This window comes from Virgifigura deserti, assembly GCA_003576685.1.
Taxonomy (GTDB): Bacteria; Pseudomonadota; Alphaproteobacteria; order Dongiales; family Dongiaceae; genus Virgifigura; species Virgifigura deserti.
In genome coordinates, this window is sequence record QOZR01000001.1 from 111933 (window position 1) to 127915 (window position 15983).

Below are 15983 nucleotides of genomic sequence, written 5' to 3' on the forward strand. Positions count from 1 at the left end.
TGTATGGCGATCATTCGGCATATCCACGCCCGGCGCGACGAGTCGGGTGTGGGTTGCCGCCTGCGACGGTGAGGCGAGATTCGTGCAGCTGAACGAAGAGATTTTGTCGTCCGGTGGGCAGACGAGGTGCGAGGGAGCACGCGCGATAGCCCCGCGCGAAAGCTACTCCTCCGCGGTGCGGTTGAACCGGCCGATATTGCCGAAGAGCTGCTGCAGGATCGTCATTTCCCGCCCGGAGGTCGGCGTGACGCGCTCGACGGGTTCGATCTCCCGTCCGTCATCGTAGCCATAGACCTTCACCTCGCTCAACACGCCGGCATTATCGAAATGGACTGCGAGGACCTGCTGATCCACGATCTCCGGATCGAAGAAGGCGACGGTTTCTGTCCGCTTGCTGATGTAGTACCAGGTGCTGTCGTCGAAGGTGCCGACTGTCGACGGAGATCCCAGAATCTGGGCCACCTGGTTGCGATCATGGAGGCCCGGCTGCAGTTCGCGAACGATGTCCGGATCAGGCAGGTTGCCCCGGGTGTCGATGCGCGGCGAGCAGGCCGTCATCCCGACGGCCAGCGCCCCCGCCAGGAACACCGCCATCCTGGGTCCGGATCGTGCGTGAGTCGGCTTGCGGCGTCTTCTATCAATCATCGGCTGCGAGTATCGCTTGCGAATTTTGCGGAAATCGCCCAATTGAGTGGCGGAAGATTGCACCGGCCTCTCAGGCTGTCAAGGAATCCGGACTGGACACAACGTCAATGCCCCTAAAGACCCTCTTTGGCCGCAACCGTCGTGCCGGACCCGCGGAGGACACCGCGGATCGGCTCTATGCCGCGATCGTCGCGCAGGCCCGTCACCCGGCCTTCTACCAGGAATATGGCGTTCCGGACACCGTCGACGGCCGGTTCGAGATGATCGCGCTGCACGCGTTTCTGCTCCTGCACCGGTTGAAGCGCGACCCGGAGCGGACCGCGAGGCTGAGCCAGACGGTTTTCGACACGATGTTCCTCGACATGGATGCCAGCCTGCGGGAGATGGGCGCCGGCGATCTCGGCGTCGGACGTCGGGTAAAGCACATGGCGACCGGCTTCTATGGGCGGATCGCGGCCTATGAGGCCGGGCTGGTGGCGGATGACTCTGGGCAGGGCGCTGATGCGGCACTGGGCGAAGCCTTGCGGCGCAATGTTTACGGCACGGTTCAGCCGCAACCCGACCGGTCCGAAGATCAAGCCGCCCATCTGGCCGCCTATATGCGTCAGGTCGTGGCCGTCCTGGCGGCGCAACCGCTCGATGCGCTGCTTGCCGGCAGGATTGAATTTCCTGTCCCTAACGCCACATTAAGGAACTTCGGATAGAACGGTTCGGCGTGGCTGGAGGGTCGTCCTAAAAGGCGTCCTTTCTGCGAGGGGCGCCATTGACCGCGGGACATGTCGTCTCTAGGGTGGCGCGCCGCGCGGGGCTGGGCCTCCAAGGGCCCTCCATCCCGAGGCTTTCATCATGGTAATGGACAACGATCAGCAGGCGGAATTCTCACGCCTTGTCGCGGTGGACAGAATCGGCGGGAGCGAGCGCGTCGAGGAGATCGCCGCCTCGGAGTCGGAACGGGGCGCTTTGGTCGATCGCTTCGGCTGGCTCTCGATGGAGCGGTTGACCGCGACAGTCCGGCTGCGGCGGCTGAAAGGGGGGCTCTTTCGCGTTTTCGGGCGGTACGAGGCGGCACTGGCGCAGCCTTGCGTCGTGACGCTGAACCCCGTTCCAGTCGAAATCGCCGAAGAGTTCGACCTGCTCTTCGGTGTGGGCGGCGAGGCGCCGGATGAGAGCGCGGCGGTGACGATGGTCCCCACGGATGAAGAGCCGCCGGAACCGATCGTCGGCGGCCAGATCGATATCGGCGAGGCGGTGGTCCAGCAGCTCGCGGTTTCGTTGGACCCGTATCCGCGCTGCCCCGACGCGGTTTTGCCGGGGGAGCTGACGGAAGTGCCGGAGGAAGATCGGGAGGAGGGGCGCAGCCCGAGTCCCTTCGAGGTTTTGGCCAAGCTCAAGGGCCAGTAGAGATCCAGGGGTCGACCCGAGGGTTGATCTATTTTGTGTGGCTTGCCCGGGGCGGCGTTTTTGGCTAGTAATCGTGCGCCTTCCGGCATTCTTTTAAGAGAGACGATACAATGGCTGTTCCAAAGAAGAAGACTTCGAAATCCCGACGGAACATGCGGCGCGCCCATCACAGCGTCCAGTCAACCACGGGAACCGAATGCCCCAACTGCGGCGAGATCAAGCGCCCGCATCATGTCTGCGCGGCTTGCGGATATTATGATGGCCGGGAAGTAACAGAAGCCAGTGCGGCCTGACAAGAGGCGCACTGACCGGGCCATGGGGCTCCACCTGTGAGCGATGGTCTGACCATCGCGCTCGATGCCATGGGCGGCGATCACGCACCGGACATGGTCATCAAGGGCGCCAACATCGCGCGGCAGCGGTTTCCGCAAGTTCGCTTCCTGTTCTTCGGCGACGAAGCGCGGATCGATCCGCTGATCGATAAGCTGCCGTCGCTACGGGCAGTCAGCGAGACGCTGCATGCGGAGCAGGAGGTGCGCGGCGAGGACAAGCCGTCGCAGGCCCTTCGGTCCGGCCGCGCCTCCAGCATGCGGCTGGCGATCAATGCGGTCCATGACGGCCGGGCGGCCGGCGTGGTGTCGGCAGGCAACACGGGCGCCTTGATGGCGATGGCCAAGTTCGTGTTGAAGACCATGCCGGGGATCGATCGGCCGGCGATCGCGTCCTTTTTCCCGACCATTCGGGGCGAAAGCGTGATGCTGGATCTCGGCGCCAACATTCAGTGCGACGCCAACAATCTCGTTCAGTTCGCGGTGATGGGAAACGTCTTCGCGCGCACCGTTCTCGGCGTGCCGGATCCCACATACGGGCTGCTGAATGTGGGCTCCGAGGATCTGAAGGGAAATGAAGCGGTCCGCGAGGCGAGCGCGATCCTCCGCGCCACCAGTCTGCCGGGCCACTTTCACGGCTTCGTTGAAGGCGACGATATCGCCAAGGGAACCGTCGACGTCGTCGTAACGGACGGGTTCACCGGCAACGTCGCGCTGAAGGCCATAGAGGGGACGGCAAAGCTCTATGCCGAATTCCTGCGGAAAAGCTTTATGAGCTCGGCCTTCTCGCGTCTCGGCTATCTTCTGGCACGGCCGGCGATTCGCTCGTTGAAGGTCCGTACCGATCCACGGCGCTATAACGGCGCCATCTTCCTTGGCCTCAACGGAATCGCGGTGAAGAGTCACGGCGGCACCGACGCGCTGGGCTTCGCCAATGCGATCGGCGTCGCCATCGACATGGTGCTGCACCAGTCGATCGACCGAATCGGCGACGATTTCGCTCGTCTTACCACGCAACCACAGCCCGCCTCTCAAGCAGCCGCTTTGTAATGACCATTCTTCGTTCGCAAGTCCTCGGCTGCGGGGCCTATCTGCCCAGCCGCATCGTCACCAACGCCGAACTGGCGGAGCGCGTCGAAACCTCCGACGCGTGGATCACCCAGCGCACCGGCATTCGCCAGCGTCACATCGCCGCTGAGGGCGAGCTGACTTCGGATCTGTCTTTGCGGGCCGCCGAGTCTGCGCTGCGCAATGCCGGGATCGAGGCAGGGGAGGTGGATCTCATCGTGCTGGCCACGACGACCCCGGATGAGACCTTTCCAGCGACGGCGACCCGGGTCCAGGCCGGGCTCGGCATGACGCGCGGAATGGCCTTCGACATCCAGGCCGTCTGCTCGGGCTTCGTCTACGCGCTCGCCGTTGCCGACAATTTTCTTCGTGTCGGCCAGGCGCGCACGGCTCTGGTCATCGGCGCCGAGACTTTCTCCCGGATCCTCAATTGGGAGGATCGCAACACCTGCGTTCTGTTCGGCGACGGCGCCGGTGCCCTGCTGCTGCGCGCGGCCGCGGGCGACGGGGGCAGCCATGACCGCGGGGTGCTGTCGACCCATCTTTTCTCCGACGGCCGCCACCACGACCAGCTCTATGTCGATGGCGGCCCGTCCTCGACCGGCACCGCCGGCCATGTCCGCATGGAAGGCCGCGAGGTGTTCCGGCACGCGGTGGTCAAGCTGGCTGAGGCGGTCGATGCCGCGATCGGGCAGAACGGTATCACCGGCGCGGATATCGACTGGCTGGTGCCGCATCAGGCGAATCGCCGCATCATCGACAGCATGGGAAACCGACTTCACCTGCCACCCGAGAAGATCGTGCTGACCGTCGACCGGCACGCCAACACCTCGGCGGCCTCAATCCCCCTGGCGCTGGCGGAGGCGGCCGGCGACGGACGGATCCAGCCTGGCCATCTGGTGCTGATGGAGGCGATGGGCGGCGGCTTCACCTGGGGCTCGGCGCTGGTTCGCTGGTAGGGCGAAGGCTGAACCTCCGACGGGATGTTTCGCGCGATTTCATCATCTTGTGTCCCCCTCTTTAATTGACTGCCTTCGCGCTAGAGGTTAACGTTCCCTTACAGGTTGAAAGAAGGGGGCGAAATGAATGAGAGGACGGTAACTCGCGCGCAGCTGAGCGAGGCGGTTTACCAAGAGGTCGGCTTGTCGCGGAACGAGTCGGCGGATCTCGTCGAAACGATCCTCAACGAAATATCCGACGCGTTGTCGCGCGGCGAGACGGTGAAGATTTCTTCATTCGGCAGCTTCTTCGTCCGGCAGAAGGGCGAGCGGATCGGCCGTAATCCGAAGACCGGGGAAGAGGTTCCGATTCGGCCTCGGCGGGTGCTCGTCTTCCGGGCGTCCCACGTCTTGAAGAATCGCGTCAATGACGCCAACGGAGCCTCGGCATGAGCTCACCGCAGCGGGATGTGAAGACGGACGATCGCCAGTCTCGACAGGACTCCAGGCAGGAGCCGGTTGCGCGGCGCGTCGAGAAGTCGGCGTCGGCATTCCGGACCATCAGCGAGGTGGCCCAGGATCTCGATGTGCCTCAGCATGTGCTGCGATTCTGGGAAACCAAATTTCCGCAGGTGCGGCCGCTGAAGCGCGGCGGCGGGCGCCGCTACTACCGGCCGGAAGATATCGAGTTGCTGCGCGGCATCCGCAGCCTCCTGTATCAGGAAGGCTATACGATCAAGGGCGTGCAGCGGCTGATGCGCCAAGGGGCGCTGAAGGAGCGCAGCGAGGCGGTCGAGGCTTCCGACAGCGGCGAGCATACGGAGGCCGAGTCGCGGCCCGCCGCGGCCTCGGGAACCCGCGCCGCGGCACCGCAACGGGACGAGCTCGAAGCGGTGCTCAATGAACTCACGGCGCTGCGCGACCGGCTACGCGCCGTGCTCGAATAGGGATCGGCACCGTTGCGTCGCCGGTCGCCGACCGCTATATAGCCCTTTCTGACATCCTCTTCGCCACGGTCGGAGCGTAGCGCAGCCTGGTAGCGCATCACACTGGGGGTGTGGGGGTCGTGGGTTCAAATCCCGCCGCTCCGACCAATTCTTGGCAATCAGCCTGCTTCAGGCGGGCGATCCGGGCCACAGGGCCTTTATTCTCGACTTCTCCTTCCATTCGGATGGCTTCTGCGTCCGGGACTCGTCGTGCGGCTCGATCAATCCGAGCCAGCGCGCTGTCCGGCGAATGGTCCATCCCTGGACGAGCAGCGAGGCAACCACGATCATGAAGACGAAGTTGAAGAACATCTGACCGGCATCGAACCCGCCCAGGATCGGCACGATCGCCAACAGGATGGAAACGGCGCCACGCAGGCCGACCCAGGCGATGAATGTCGTCTCGCGATAGGAAAAGCGGAATGGCAGCAAGCACAGCCAGACCGCAACCGGCCGGGCGAAGAAAATCAGGACGAGCGCCAGAGCAAAGGCCGGGACCGCCACGGTCGGGAAATCCGATGGCGTGGCGAGAAGGCCGAGCGTCACGAACATAATGATCTGGCTCTGCCACGTCACCCCATCATAGAAGCTACGCAGTCTTGCGGCTGCGCGCAGCCGCGTGTTTCCGGCGATCAGGCCGGCGATGTAGGCGGCGAGGAACCCGCTCGCGCCGACAATATTGGTGACGGCGAAGATGAACACCGCCATGGCTAGCGAAAGGACCTGGGGCAATCCCATCTCCAGCTTCAGGCGATTGAATGTGAACGTGATCAGCAGATTGCCGATGCTTCCCAGCGCGACGCCGCCACCCATCTGACGCAGGAAATCGAGTCCAAGGTCCCAGCCTACCGTATTCGCATCCGTGGAAATCAACTCGACGAGGGAAACCGTAAGAAAGATTGCCATTGGGTCGTTCGAGCCGGACTCGATTTCGAAGGTGGAGCGAACCCGTTCGCGGATGGTGACGCCACCGACCCGAAGGAGAAAGAACACGGCCGCCGCATCAGTCGAGCGGACTATGGGGCCGATCAGCAGCGCATTGAGCCAGGGGACGTCGAGAAGATATTTTGCCCCGATTTCCATCAACGCTGCGGTCAAGGCCACACCGATCGTGGCCAAAGTCACTGCGGGCCATGCCGCGGCCCGGATCATCCGAAGCTCCGTATTGAAGCCGCTGTCGAACAAGATGACGGCGAGAGCCATGCTCCCCAGGAGAAAACCGAGCGGAGCGTTTTTGAACTCAATGCTAAGGGGCTGTCATGCCCGGCGAAGAGGCCGACCGCGAGAAAGACGAGAAGCAGCGGCGCGCCGACGCGGGAAGATATGAGGCTTGTCAGAACGCTGGCGATGAGGAGGCTGGACCCGACGAGGAAGTAGCGGCTGATGGAGTCGATGTCGGGCCGATATCCTCAGGAAGGAGTGGGCGCGCGCAACGGCGGCTACCAGCCAACAACCTTTTCCCGCGAATGGAGTTCCAGGCTCGCCGGTACGATCCGGTGATAGAATCAGAGAGAAATCGATGGAATCAGTATGGTCGCTCTACCGCCGATATCTGCGGCTTTCGACCGTCAGCAGTCGCTTTCGGCGATCTGTCGGCTAAGCTCGGCCGAGACGGGTTGGGTCACCGCGGCGGCCTTCAGGAAGCACAGGATCTGGGGCGTGGAGATCACAGTCGTCTCGCCCCCGATCGGCACCTCAAGCGGCACGGTATCGGAGCCCGGTACCGACAGCTTGGCGGTACGGTATCCGCGCACGATGCCGATCAGCCGTCCGGTCTCGTCGTCATAGACGCCGCCGCCGCTGGCGCCATAGCTGACCGGCGCGTCGATCAGGCCGACCGGTCCGGTGATCGGAAAGGTCGCACGGCCATCACCGTCTTGGCGGATTTGGCTGACCGCGCCATCCACTAGCGTCATACGGCGCCCCCAGGGGTAGGAAATGACCCAAATGTCGTCGCCGAGCCGAGTCTCGGTCTGGATGGCCGCCGGGCTGACCGGCAACCCGTTCGCCTCGAGGATCGCAAGGTCGAGATCGGCATCGACGGCGAGAATCTTGGCCGGAGACCGGCCGGCGCTCGACGGTGCTTTTGCGAAGACACTTTGCTCGACCGGCGGCTCGAGCAGGTGCGCAGTGGTCAGGATCAGGGCGCGCCCCGATGACGCATCGGTCGCCAGAACCACGGCCGATCCGGCCCGGCGACCGAGATCCGCGCGCTCCGTAAAGAGCTGGACGGAGGAGTAAACCGATCGCACAACGGCATCGTGCCCGCCGGTCTCGCCCGCGCGCATGGCACAGCCGGCAAGAATTGGCATCAACGCGCAAAAGAGTCCAAGCCGCTTCATGCGTAGGCTTCCCCCGTCGGCCTGTGATTGCTCCCAGAACAGGGCCTAGCAGGGCTGTAGTAAGAAAAAGGTTAAGGGCTAACTTTTGGCCATGGCGCGCTTCGGTTGCGTATTCTTGCCGGCGGCCCGCGGGAAGAACAGATGCACGGAGGTACCGGTCCCCACCCGGCTCTCGATCTGCAAGTCGCCACCGACCTGCCGGACGAAGCCGTAGACCTGGCTCAGGCCGAGCCCGGTGCCGGTGTCCGCCTTGGTGGTGAAGAACGGGTCGAGCGCACGCTGCAGAACCTCAGGGCCCTGCCCTTCCCGTTGTCCGTTACGGTCACCCGGACGTAGTCTCCAGCTCGCAGCGCGTCGTCCCCGGACGCCGCAGCTACGCGCCGGTTCGTCGTCGCGATCCGCAACTCCCCGCCTGCGGGCATTGCGTCCTTAGCGTTGACAACAAGATTCAGCATCGCCGCATCGAACTGGCCGCGGTCGGTCAGGCAGGGTCACAGACCGGGCGCGAGAGCCAGCACGAGCCGCACATTCGGGCCGGCGGCGTGCCGCAGCAGGCTCTCGACCTCCTGCAGCATCCTGTTCGCATCCTCGGCCTGAATCCTGAGTTCCTGTCGGCGGGCGAACGCCAGCAGTTGACCAGTCAGTCGGCTTCCATGCGCCACGGCGTCCGTAATCATCTCCGTGATCTTTCGAACCTCGCCGTCGGCGCTGCGGCTGTGGATCAGGTCATGTGGCCGAGCGCCTCAAGCTTCTGCATCTGGGCCAGTCGCCTCCGCGCCCGCTCACGCTGACTCTGCTGCCGCAGCGTGACGATCATCAGGGTCGCCAGTAGAGCGGCGATCAATACGGCCACGGCAACCCCGCCGGCGGCATTCCGTCGCTACTCGGCGAGCAGCGCATCCTTCGAGCCCCACGACGACCACGAACGGATACGGATCGAGCGCGCGATAGCTGATGATGCGTGGGATCCCGTCGATGGCGCCTGCGCCGTGGAAGGTTCCGTGCGGTCGGTCCAAAGCCATAGCCCCAGCGCCAGCAGGGCCGCAATGAGGGCAACGCAACCGGCTATGACGATCAGCGCACCGGCCGGCCTGATGTAGCCCGATGCGTCGGATGACGGGGACGTCTCCCGTGCTTGCTGAGCCTTCCAATCAAACAGGGAATATCCCCTTTTTAGCCTGCCGCCCTTCGGGGGAGACGAGGCGCGGCCTGTCATGAAACGAATAGGTGTCGGTGACCGAGACGTTAACGAATCAGGTCGCCGAATCCCTCTTAGCCGATCCGACGGCCTCGTTCAACGGATCGGCGGAAGCGGCTGGATCGTCGCTTTCGATTGAAATGTCCCGCAGGCTTCCGCCAATATCCTCGGCAGTCTCTCCGGACAGACGATGTTCCGTATTCGCAAGATCCTCGACGACAGCACACCCGCGACCCAGTCGGTGATCCGGCAGGCACAGGACATCTTGCGTGCGCAATTCTCGAAGATGCCGGAGTCGGAGATCGACAAGCTGTCCGAGCAGCTTCGCGATCCGCTGAAATTTCGCTTCCGAACGATCCTCTTCGTCGCGCAGGACGCCAGCGATCGGGTGAAGGGCGTGGCGGTTCTGCTGTATCTCTCCGATCTCGCGGCCTGCTATCTCGAAACGCTGTCGGCGACGCCGGGCGTGTCGGGCCGTGGCGTCGGAGCGGCGCTCTATCAGCGGGTGCGCGAGGAAGCCCGGGCGCTCGACGCGATGGGCTTGTTCTTCGAGACCCTGCCGGATGACCCCGCCTTATCGCGCGACGAGGCGATCCGCCGCCAGAATGAGGAACGGCTGAAGTTCTACGAGCGTTTCGGCGCCCGGCCGATCGCCGGCACCGCTTACGAGACACCGCTCCAGCCGGGAGGAGACAACCCGCCCTATCTCTGCTTCGACGCGTTGGATCGTCCGGACCTGCCGGGCCGCGAAGTGGTCCGCGGAATCGTGCGGGCGATTCTCGAGCGCAAATATGCCGGGGTCTGCCCGCCCACCTATATCGATCACGTCGTGCAGTCCTTCACCGACGATCCGATCCGGCTGCGGCCGCCCCGCTACAGCCGCAAGAGCCCGAGCCCGGCCGTCCGTCGGCAGGATCTGGCGCCCCATATCGCGCTGATCGTCAACGATCAGCACGACATCCACCATGTGCGCGACCGGGGTTACGTCGAGGCGCCAGTCCGGATCCCTTCGATCCTCGGCGATCTAGAGAGCACCGGGCTGTTCGAGCGGCTCCCGCCGACCCGTTACGCCGAGACCCATATCCGCGCGGTCCATGACGGGGCGCTGGTCGATTATCTGCGGCGCGCCTGCGCGACGCTGGATGCCAAGCATTCGGTTTATCCTTACGTGTTTCCGATCCGGAATGCCGCGCGCCCGCCGAAGGAACTGCCGCTGCGTGCCGGTTATTTCTGCATCGACACCTTCACGCCGCTGAACCGCAACGCCTATCTCGCGGCGCGGCGGGCGGTGGACTGCGCGCTGACGGCGGCCGATCGCGTCCTGCAGGGCGACCGCTTCGCCTATGCCCTCCTGCGGCCGCCCGGGCATCACGCCGAGCGGCGGTCGTTCGGCGGCTTCTGCTATTTCAACAACGCCGCGATTGCCGCTCATTATCTCAGCCGCTATGGGCGCGTCGCGGTGCTCGACATCGACTATCACCACGGCAATGGGACCCAGGACATCTTTTATCAGCGTCGCGACGTGCTGACGGTCTCGATCCACGGCCATCCGAGCTTCGCCTATCCTTATTTCAGCGGTTTCCGCGAGGAGGAGGGGGAGGGGCCGGGCGCCGGGTACAACCTGAACCTTCCGCTGCCGGAGACGATCACGCCGGAACGCTATCGCGAGGCGCTGCAGCGCGCGCTGCAACGGATCGACCGCTTCGACCCCGCCTATCTCGTCGTCGCCCTTGGTCTCGACACCGGCCGCGGCGATCCGACCGGAAGCTGGTCGAACCGGCCGGAGGACTTCTTCAGAATCGGCAGCAGCATCGGCGCGCAAGGCTTTCCCACCTTTATCGTCCAGGAAGGCGGCTATCGGGTCCGTACCCTCGGCGCCAACGCGCGGCAGTTCTTCGCCGGGCTCTGGGAGGGCGGCAAGCAGCCCCTGCGCAGCCTTCGCGCCCGGGCCGCCGCGGCACCGAAGGCTGCGGCGCTCGCGCTGACCTGGCGGGACGCGGTGCGCGAAACCGATGTCGAAACCGTCCGCTCGCTCGCCGAGTCGACCGGCTTCTTCCATGCCGGCGAGATCGCCGTTATGGGCGACATGCTCGAAGACCGTCTGACCCGAGGCGGGGCGAGCGGCTACCATTTCCTCTTTGCCGAGCGCGCCGGGCAGCCGGTGGCCTTCGCCTGCTACGGACCGATTCCCGGCACCGACGGGCGCTTCGATCTCCATTGGATCGCCGTGCGCGGCGATCTCCGGCGTTCAGGAATCGGCGGCGCGGTCCTGCGGGAGGTCGAGCAGGGCTCTGCAGCGCTCGGCGCGGCGCGTCTCTATGTCGAGACGGCGACACGTGAGCAGTGCAGGCCGACGCGCCTGTTTTATCGCAAGAACGGCTATCGCAAGCTGGCCGATCTACCCGACTTCTATCGCGACGGCGAAGGCATGGCCATCTATGCGAAGAACCTGGCCGGAGAGCGGGTTGTGTCGGAGAGCAGGCCGCCGTCTATGACTGCGATGGATGCGACCGGCTCGCGGCGCCGCGACGCTCAAGCCTGATCACAGGCGCGGCGTGGGTCGCCAGGATCGTGCGGCCGGCGTCTGTCAGCTTGCAGACGAGCCAATCCGGCTTCAGCGCGTTGGTGAACCAGGGCTCGGCCCAGCCCTGCTCGATGCAGCTTCGAATCGTTCGCTCATTGACGCGCTGCCCCCATTCGTCGAACAGCGGCAGCTTGCCGCCGGCTTGGTCCAGGCCGCGCGCCAGCCAATGCAGCTGGGTTGCCGATGGCTTGCCGTCGTTACCGGTCAGGGCTGCAAGTTTTTCCTGCATCTTTTGGTTCCACTGACGCCTCCGAGAACTTGATATTAGTGAGATTTTTCGGAACCGCCAACCCAGTTGGCGATTAAAACGCCGCCGTCGCGCCTGCGATTTCTTCCGATATCTCACTACTTTTCAGTAGCTCTCTGATTCGACACAGATATTCTGAACCTCTGCGCCCGCAGTCTCATCCGGTCATCGACGGAGCCGTTCCCATGCGCTTTCTCGTCCTTCAGCATATCCCGGTCGAGCATCCCGGCATTTTCCGCGACTTCCTCGCGGCGGACGGCATCGCCTGGGATGCGGTCGAACTCGACGCCGGCGAGGCCATCCCCGCCCTCGACGGCTATGACGCGCTTTGGGTGATGGGCGGCCCCATGGATGTCTGGCAAGAGGCCGAGCACCCCTGGCTGGTCGCGGAAAAGCGCGCGATCCGCGAGGCGGTGGCGGGTCGCGGCATGCCCTATCTCGGCCTCTGCCTCGGACACCAGTTGCTGGGCGAGGCGCTCGGGGGCCGCGTCGGGCCGATGGGGCGGGCGGAGGTCGGGGTCCTCGACGTGGATCTGACCGAGGCGGGCGCCGCCGATCCGCTGTTAACCGGCCTGCCGACGCGCTTCAAGGCGCTGCAGTGGCATGGCGCCGAGGTGGCGGAGGCGCCGCCGGGCGCGGTGGTGCTGGCGCGCTCACCGGCCTGCGGCGTCCAGGCGATCCGCGTCGGCCGGCGTGCCTATGGCCTGCAGTATCATGTCGAGCTCACCGCCGACACGGTGCGGGAATGGGGCGATGTCCCCGCCTACCGGTGCGCGCTCGAGCAGACGTTGGGCTCCGACGCCCTTCCACGCTTCGACGCCGAGGCCGGCCGGCATATGACCGATTTCAACCGGAGCGCGCGCCGTCTCTACGACAATTTCATGGCCTTGTTGCGCTGAGGCCGAGCGCCTGGTCCAGATCGGCGATGATGTCCTCGACGCTCTCGAGGCCAATCGACAGCCGCACCACCTCCGGTCCCGCACCAGCGGCCGTACGCTGCTCGTCGGTGAGCTGGCGGTGGGTCGTCGAGGCGGGGTGCAGGATCAGGCTGCGCGTGTCCCCGACATTGGCGAGGTGGGACAGGAGCTCGCAGGACTCGACCACCTTTACGCCCGCGTCATAACCACCCTTCACCCCGAAGGTGAAGACGGCGCCGGCGCCGCCCGGCATGTATTTCCGGGCAAGCGCGGCATAGGGGTTCGACGGCAGCCCGGCATAGGAGACCCAGTCGACGCGCGGATGCGCCTCGAGGAATCGGGCCACTGCGAGCGCGTTCTCACAATGCCGCTGCATGCGCAGGGGCAGGGTCTCGATGCCGGTCAGCGTCAGGAAGGCATTCATCGGCGACAGCGCCGGCCCGAGATCTCGCAGGCCGACCGCCTTGGTCTGCATGATCAGCGCCATGTCGCCGAAGGTCTCGTAAAAGCGCAGGCCATGATAGGCGGGCTCCGGCGCGGTGAGGGCGGGGAACTTGTCGTTCTGCGCCCAGTCGAACCGGCCCGAATCGACAAGCGCCCCGCCCATCGCATTGCCGTGGCCGCCGAGGAACTTGGTCGTCGAATGGACGACGATGTCGGCGCCCCATTCGATCGGCCGGCAGAGATAGGGCGTGGCGAGCGTATTGTCGACGATCAGCGGGATGCCGGCGTCGCGGGCGATCCGGGCGATCGCCTCGATATCGGTCACGACGCCGCCCGGGTTGGCCAGGCTCTCGACGAAGATCGCCTTGCAGTTCGGCGTCAGCGCGCGGGCGAAGTTCTCCGGGTCGTCCGGATCGACGAAGATCGCATGCCAGTCGAACTTCGCGAAGGTCCGGCCGAACTGGGTGAGCGATCCGCCATAGAGCTTCCGCGAGGCGAGAAAGCTCTCGCCCGGCGCCATCAGCGCGAAGAAGGCGACGAGCTGGGCCGCATGGCCCGAAGCCGTCGCGGTGGCGCCGCGGCCGCCCTCCAGGCTGGCGACGCGCTCCTCCAGCGCCGCTACGGTCGGGTTGGTCAGGCGCGAATAGATGTAGCCGAAGGTCGACAGGTTGAAGAGTGACGCGGCGTGCTCGACATCGTCGAACACGTAGGCCGTCGTGTGATAGATCGGCATCGTCCGCGCGCCGGTCACCGGATCGGGCGGCGCGCCGGCGTGGATGGCGCGCGTCTCGAAGCCCGGCTGCCGGGGCTTGCCCTTCGTGTCTTCGCTCATACGTTCAGCTTCCGCCGCTTGCTGGAGATGATGCCCGAATTGAACCCGCCCCAGCTCAGCTCGCCATGCAGCCGGCCGTACTCGATCTTCGGGCAGCGATTCATGACCACCGTCAGGCCGGCGGCTTCCGCCTTTGCAGCCGCTTCGTCGTTACGGACCCCAATCTGCATCCAGACGACGCTGGCGCCGATCGCGACCGCCTCGTCGACGATCGGTCCCACCTTGTCGGACCGGCGGAAGATATCGACCATGTCGATCCGGCCGGCGCTCTCCTGCGGGATATCCGTCAGCGCGGCGTAGCAGGTTTCGCCGTTGATCGTCCGGCCGGCCGCCGTGGGATTGACCGGGATGACCCGGTATCGTTTGCTCTGCAGATATTCCATCACGAAGGCGCTCGGTCGGTTCCAGTCGGGGCTGGCGCCGACCATGGCGATGGTCTTCACGCTGCGCAGGATTCGGCGCAGATGCTCGTCGGGATAATGGTCGTGATCGCTCATCGGCCCCGCCAGGTCGGATGGCGCTTGGCCAGGAAGGCATCGATCCCCTCCGCGGCGTCGCGCGCCATCATGTTGGTCGTCATCACCTCGCTCGCATAGGCATAGGCCTGTCCCAGCTCGAGATCGATCTGCCGGTAGAACGCCTCCTTGCCGATCGCGAGGGTCAGCGGCGATTTGCCGGTGATCTTGCCGGCCAGCTCCGTCACGGCCCGGTCGAGTTCGTCCGCCGGAACGGCGCGGTTGATCAGGCCGATCTCGGCGGCGCGATCCGCCGGGATCATTTCGCCGGTCAGCAGCATCTCCATCGCCTGCTTGCGCGGCACCGCGCGGCTCAGCGCTACCATCGGGGTGGAGCAGAACAGCCCGATATTGACGCCGGGAGTCGCGAAGCGGGCGTCGTTGGCGGCGATCGCGAGATCGCAGGTCGCGACGAGCTGACAGCCGGCGGCCGTGGCGATGCCGTGCACGCGGGCGATCACCGGCTTCGGCAGGCGGGTAATCGCCAGCATCAGTTCGCTGCAGCGGGCGAACACCGCCTCATAGGCCTCGCGCCGCGGATCGGCGCGGAGTTCCTTCAGATCGTGACCGGCGCAGAAGGCGGGGCCGGCCCCGGCCAGCACCACGACCTTGACGGAGTCGTCGGTCGCGACGTCGCCCAGCGTCGCCAGCAGCGACTCCATTACCGCCATCGACAGCGCGTTGCGCGCCTGCGGCCGGTTGAGCGTCAGTGTCGCCACGCCGGCGGCATCCGTGCGCAAGAGAAGCGGCTCGTTTGCGGCCATCGCGGTCATGATGGACTTCTCCGGTTCGCGTGAAGGTCGGCGCAATTTGGCCGGTTCATGCCGAACAGTTCAAGCCATAGTTGGCAGACAATGTCGCGCGCCCGGTCGGTGAGGGCGTCGCCGCGTGCGGTATTATAATACCGTGCTGCTAACTAACTAGAACACTGTGCTTTTTTCCGTTGACAAGCCGGCGGGCGACGCCTAGACATGGCGCCGCGATAGACGGCGCGGTGCCTGGGCGACTCTCGGGTCTGCCGGCACGGCCGCAGAGTCTCATTTACCAATATTGATCAGATAGCGGGTTCTCATGAAGACCTATTCCGCCAAGCCTGCCGAGGTGGCGAAGAAGTGGATCCTGGTCGATGCCGACGGCCTCGTCCTCGGGCGACTGGCGAGCATCGTTGCCAACCGGCTCCGCGGCAAGCACAAGCCGAGCTACACGCCGCATGTCGATTGCGGCGACAACGTGATCGTGATCAATGCCGAGAAGGTGCGGCTCACCGGCAACAAGCTGGAGCAGCGCAAGTTCTTCTGGCACACCGGCCATCCGGGCGGCATCAAGGAGCGGAGCATGGGCCAGATCCTTGGCGGCCGGTATCCGGAGCGGGTAATCCTCAAGGCGGTCGAGCGGATGGTGCCGCGCGGACCGCTCGGGCGGCAGCAGATGAGCAATCTGCGCGTCTATGCCGGCACGAGCCATCCGCATGAGGCGCAACAGCCCGAGGCGCTGGACGTCGCCGGCATGAACCGCAAGAACAAGAGGATCGCCTGAT

20 protein-coding genes and 1 tRNA gene are annotated in these 15983 nt (G+C 65.1%); 11 read left to right on the top strand and 10 right to left on the bottom strand.

What is annotated here, in order from left to right; translation table 11 throughout:
* Window positions 1-162 precede the first annotated feature (162 nt).
* Window positions 163-594: an outer membrane protein assembly factor BamE gene (locus DT069_RS00560; protein ID WP_425449901.1), complete on the bottom strand. Its 432-nt coding sequence runs from the start codon at window positions 592-594 to the stop codon at window positions 163-165.
* A 158-nt stretch (window positions 595-752) separates the two neighbouring features.
* Here DT069_RS00560 and DT069_RS00565 point away from each other — a divergent pair, with 158 nt between their 5' ends.
* The 8 genes from DT069_RS00565 to DT069_RS00600 all read left to right on the top strand — a co-directional run bounded on the left by DT069_RS00565 (window position 753) and on the right by DT069_RS00600 (window position 5475).
* The gene (locus DT069_RS00565) at window positions 753-1349 is read left to right on the top strand and encodes a ubiquinol-cytochrome C chaperone family protein (protein WP_119458327.1); all 597 of its coding nucleotides are present in this window, start codon (window positions 753-755) and stop codon (window positions 1347-1349) included.
* A 142-nt stretch (window positions 1350-1491) separates the two neighbouring features.
* Window positions 1492-2046, top strand: a complete 555-nt coding sequence (locus DT069_RS00570) for a YceD family protein (RefSeq protein WP_119458328.1) — start codon at window positions 1492-1494, stop codon at window positions 2044-2046.
* A 110-nt stretch (window positions 2047-2156) separates the two neighbouring features.
* Window positions 2157-2339, top strand: coding sequence for a 50S ribosomal protein L32 (rpmF, locus tag DT069_RS00575; RefSeq protein ID WP_119458329.1), 183 nt, complete (start codon window positions 2157-2159; stop codon window positions 2337-2339).
* A gap of 36 nt (window positions 2340-2375) precedes the next feature.
* Entirely contained in the window at window positions 2376-3425 is a 1050-nt protein-coding gene (gene plsX, locus DT069_RS00580; protein ID WP_119458330.1) for a phosphate acyltransferase PlsX, read from the top strand.
* Window positions 3425-4402 carry a beta-ketoacyl-ACP synthase III gene (locus DT069_RS00585; protein WP_119458331.1) on the top strand — a complete coding sequence of 326 codons (978 nt, stop codon included), beginning with the start codon at window positions 3425-3427 and terminating at the stop codon, window positions 4400-4402. Before plsX ends, DT069_RS00585 begins: the two co-directional genes overlap by 1 nt.
* A 123-nt stretch (window positions 4403-4525) precedes the next feature.
* Window positions 4526-4834, top strand: a complete 309-nt coding sequence (locus DT069_RS00590) for an integration host factor subunit alpha (RefSeq protein ID WP_119458332.1) — start codon at window positions 4526-4528, stop codon at window positions 4832-4834.
* Window positions 4831-5328, top strand: a complete 498-nt coding sequence (locus tag DT069_RS00595) for a MerR family transcriptional regulator (RefSeq protein WP_119458333.1) — start codon at window positions 4831-4833, stop codon at window positions 5326-5328. The genes DT069_RS00590 and DT069_RS00595 overlap by 4 nt, the downstream gene beginning before the upstream one ends.
* 70 nt (window positions 5329-5398) lie before the next feature.
* Window positions 5399-5475, top strand: a tRNA-Pro gene (locus DT069_RS00600).
* A 21-nt stretch (window positions 5476-5496) separates the two neighbouring features.
* On the opposite strand, the gene DT069_RS00605 is transcribed toward DT069_RS00600, so the two are convergent.
* The 5 genes from DT069_RS00605 to DT069_RS24845 form a co-directional block, all read right to left on the bottom strand.
* On the bottom strand, window positions 5497-6612 hold the full coding sequence (locus tag DT069_RS00605) for a potassium/proton antiporter (protein ID WP_425449967.1): 1116 nt from the start codon (window positions 6610-6612) through the stop codon (window positions 5497-5499).
* A gap of 323 nt (window positions 6613-6935) precedes the next feature.
* Window positions 6936-7709: a S1 family peptidase gene (locus DT069_RS00610; protein ID WP_119458334.1), complete on the bottom strand. Its 774-nt coding sequence runs from the start codon at window positions 7707-7709 to the stop codon at window positions 6936-6938.
* Between the two features lie 78 nt (window positions 7710-7787).
* Window positions 7788-7994 (bottom strand): ATP-binding protein, encoded by a 207-nt coding sequence (locus tag DT069_RS00615; protein ID WP_119458335.1) that lies wholly within the window; start codon window positions 7992-7994, stop codon window positions 7788-7790.
* Window positions 7995-8200: 206 nt separating this feature from the next.
* On the bottom strand, window positions 8201-8386 hold the full coding sequence (locus DT069_RS00620) for a hypothetical protein (protein WP_119458336.1): 186 nt from the start codon (window positions 8384-8386) through the stop codon (window positions 8201-8203).
* A gap of 44 nt (window positions 8387-8430) precedes the next feature.
* A complete protein-coding gene (locus DT069_RS24845) occupies window positions 8431-8562 on the bottom strand; it encodes a hypothetical protein (RefSeq protein ID WP_425449902.1) in 132 nt (43 codons plus the stop codon).
* 535 nt (window positions 8563-9097) lie between these two features.
* Here DT069_RS24845 and DT069_RS00625 point away from each other — a divergent pair.
* Window positions 9098-11449 (top strand): GNAT family N-acetyltransferase, encoded by a 2352-nt coding sequence (locus DT069_RS00625; protein ID WP_119458337.1) that lies wholly within the window; start codon window positions 9098-9100, stop codon window positions 11447-11449.
* Here DT069_RS00625 and DT069_RS00630 read toward each other — a convergent pair.
* Complete coding sequence (locus tag DT069_RS00630; RefSeq protein WP_425449903.1) at window positions 11397-11720, bottom strand: hypothetical protein; 324 nt, start codon at window positions 11718-11720, stop codon at window positions 11397-11399. The two genes, DT069_RS00625 and DT069_RS00630, sit on opposite strands and share 53 nt — an antisense overlap.
* A 203-nt stretch (window positions 11721-11923) precedes the next feature.
* On the opposite strand from DT069_RS00630, the gene DT069_RS00635 reads away from it, so the two are divergent.
* Window positions 11924-12637 carry a type 1 glutamine amidotransferase gene (locus DT069_RS00635; protein ID WP_119458338.1) on the top strand — a complete coding sequence of 238 codons (714 nt, stop codon included), beginning with the start codon at window positions 11924-11926 and terminating at the stop codon, window positions 12635-12637.
* Here the strand turns inward: DT069_RS00635 and DT069_RS00640 are convergent.
* The 3 genes from DT069_RS00640 to DT069_RS00650 are packed head-to-tail and all read right to left on the bottom strand — an operon-like array spanning window position 12618 to window position 15210.
* Entirely contained in the window at window positions 12618-13931 is a 1314-nt protein-coding gene (locus tag DT069_RS00640) for an O-acetylhomoserine aminocarboxypropyltransferase (protein ID WP_119458339.1), read from the bottom strand. The two genes, DT069_RS00635 and DT069_RS00640, sit on opposite strands and share 20 nt — an antisense overlap.
* Window positions 13928-14428, bottom strand: a complete 501-nt coding sequence (locus DT069_RS00645) for a CoA-binding protein (RefSeq protein ID WP_425449904.1) — start codon at window positions 14426-14428, stop codon at window positions 13928-13930. Before DT069_RS00645 ends, DT069_RS00640 begins: the two co-directional genes overlap by 4 nt.
* A complete protein-coding gene (locus DT069_RS00650; protein WP_425449968.1) occupies window positions 14425-15210 on the bottom strand; it encodes an enoyl-CoA hydratase in 786 nt (261 codons plus the stop codon). The genes DT069_RS00645 and DT069_RS00650 overlap by 4 nt, the downstream gene beginning before the upstream one ends.
* A 307-nt stretch (window positions 15211-15517) precedes the next feature.
* On the opposite strand from DT069_RS00650, the gene rplM reads away from it, so the two are divergent.
* Window positions 15518-15982 carry a 50S ribosomal protein L13 gene (rplM, locus tag DT069_RS00655; protein ID WP_119458342.1) on the top strand — a complete coding sequence of 155 codons (465 nt, stop codon included), beginning with the start codon at window positions 15518-15520 and terminating at the stop codon, window positions 15980-15982.
* The last annotated feature ends 1 nt before the right edge of the window (window position 15983 follow it).

Bases quoted from the DNA above. Each gene is read 5' to 3' on its own strand.
- DT069_RS00640 (WP_119458339.1), bottom strand. From the start codon at position 13,931: ATGAGCGAAGACACGAAGGGCAAGCCCCGGCAGCCGGGCTTCGAGACG.
- DT069_RS00565 (WP_119458327.1), top strand. From the start codon at position 753: ATGCCCCTAAAGACCCTCTTTGGCCGCAACCGTCGTGCCGGACCCGCG.
- DT069_RS00650 (WP_425449968.1), bottom strand. From the start codon at position 15,210: ATGGCCGCAAACGAGCCGCTTCTCTTGCGCACGGATGCCGCCGGCGTG.
- DT069_RS00570 (WP_119458328.1), top strand. From the start codon at position 1,492: ATGGTAATGGACAACGATCAGCAGGCGGAATTCTCACGCCTTGTCGCG.
- DT069_RS00590 (WP_119458332.1), top strand. From the start codon at position 4,526: ATGAATGAGAGGACGGTAACTCGCGCGCAGCTGAGCGAGGCGGTTTAC.
- DT069_RS00635 (WP_119458338.1), top strand. From the start codon at position 11,924: ATGCGCTTTCTCGTCCTTCAGCATATCCCGGTCGAGCATCCCGGCATT.
- DT069_RS00585 (WP_119458331.1), top strand. From the start codon at position 3,425: ATGACCATTCTTCGTTCGCAAGTCCTCGGCTGCGGGGCCTATCTGCCC.
- DT069_RS00645 (WP_425449904.1), bottom strand. From the start codon at position 14,428: ATGAGCGATCACGACCATTATCCCGACGAGCATCTGCGCCGAATCCTG.
- DT069_RS00595 (WP_119458333.1), top strand. From the start codon at position 4,831: ATGAGCTCACCGCAGCGGGATGTGAAGACGGACGATCGCCAGTCTCGA.
- DT069_RS00625 (WP_119458337.1), top strand. From the start codon at position 9,098: ATGTTCCGTATTCGCAAGATCCTCGACGACAGCACACCCGCGACCCAG.
- rpmF (WP_119458329.1), top strand. From the start codon at position 2,157: ATGGCTGTTCCAAAGAAGAAGACTTCGAAATCCCGACGGAACATGCGG.
- rplM (WP_119458342.1), top strand. From the start codon at position 15,518: ATGAAGACCTATTCCGCCAAGCCTGCCGAGGTGGCGAAGAAGTGGATC.
- DT069_RS00630 (WP_425449903.1), bottom strand. From the start codon at position 11,720: ATGCAGGAAAAACTTGCAGCCCTGACCGGTAACGACGGCAAGCCATCG.
- DT069_RS00610 (WP_119458334.1), bottom strand. From the start codon at position 7,709: ATGAAGCGGCTTGGACTCTTTTGCGCGTTGATGCCAATTCTTGCCGGC.
- DT069_RS00620 (WP_119458336.1), bottom strand. From the start codon at position 8,386: ATGATTACGGACGCCGTGGCGCATGGAAGCCGACTGACTGGTCAACTG.
- DT069_RS00560 (WP_425449901.1), bottom strand. From the start codon at position 594: ATGGCGGTGTTCCTGGCGGGGGCGCTGGCCGTCGGGATGACGGCCTGC.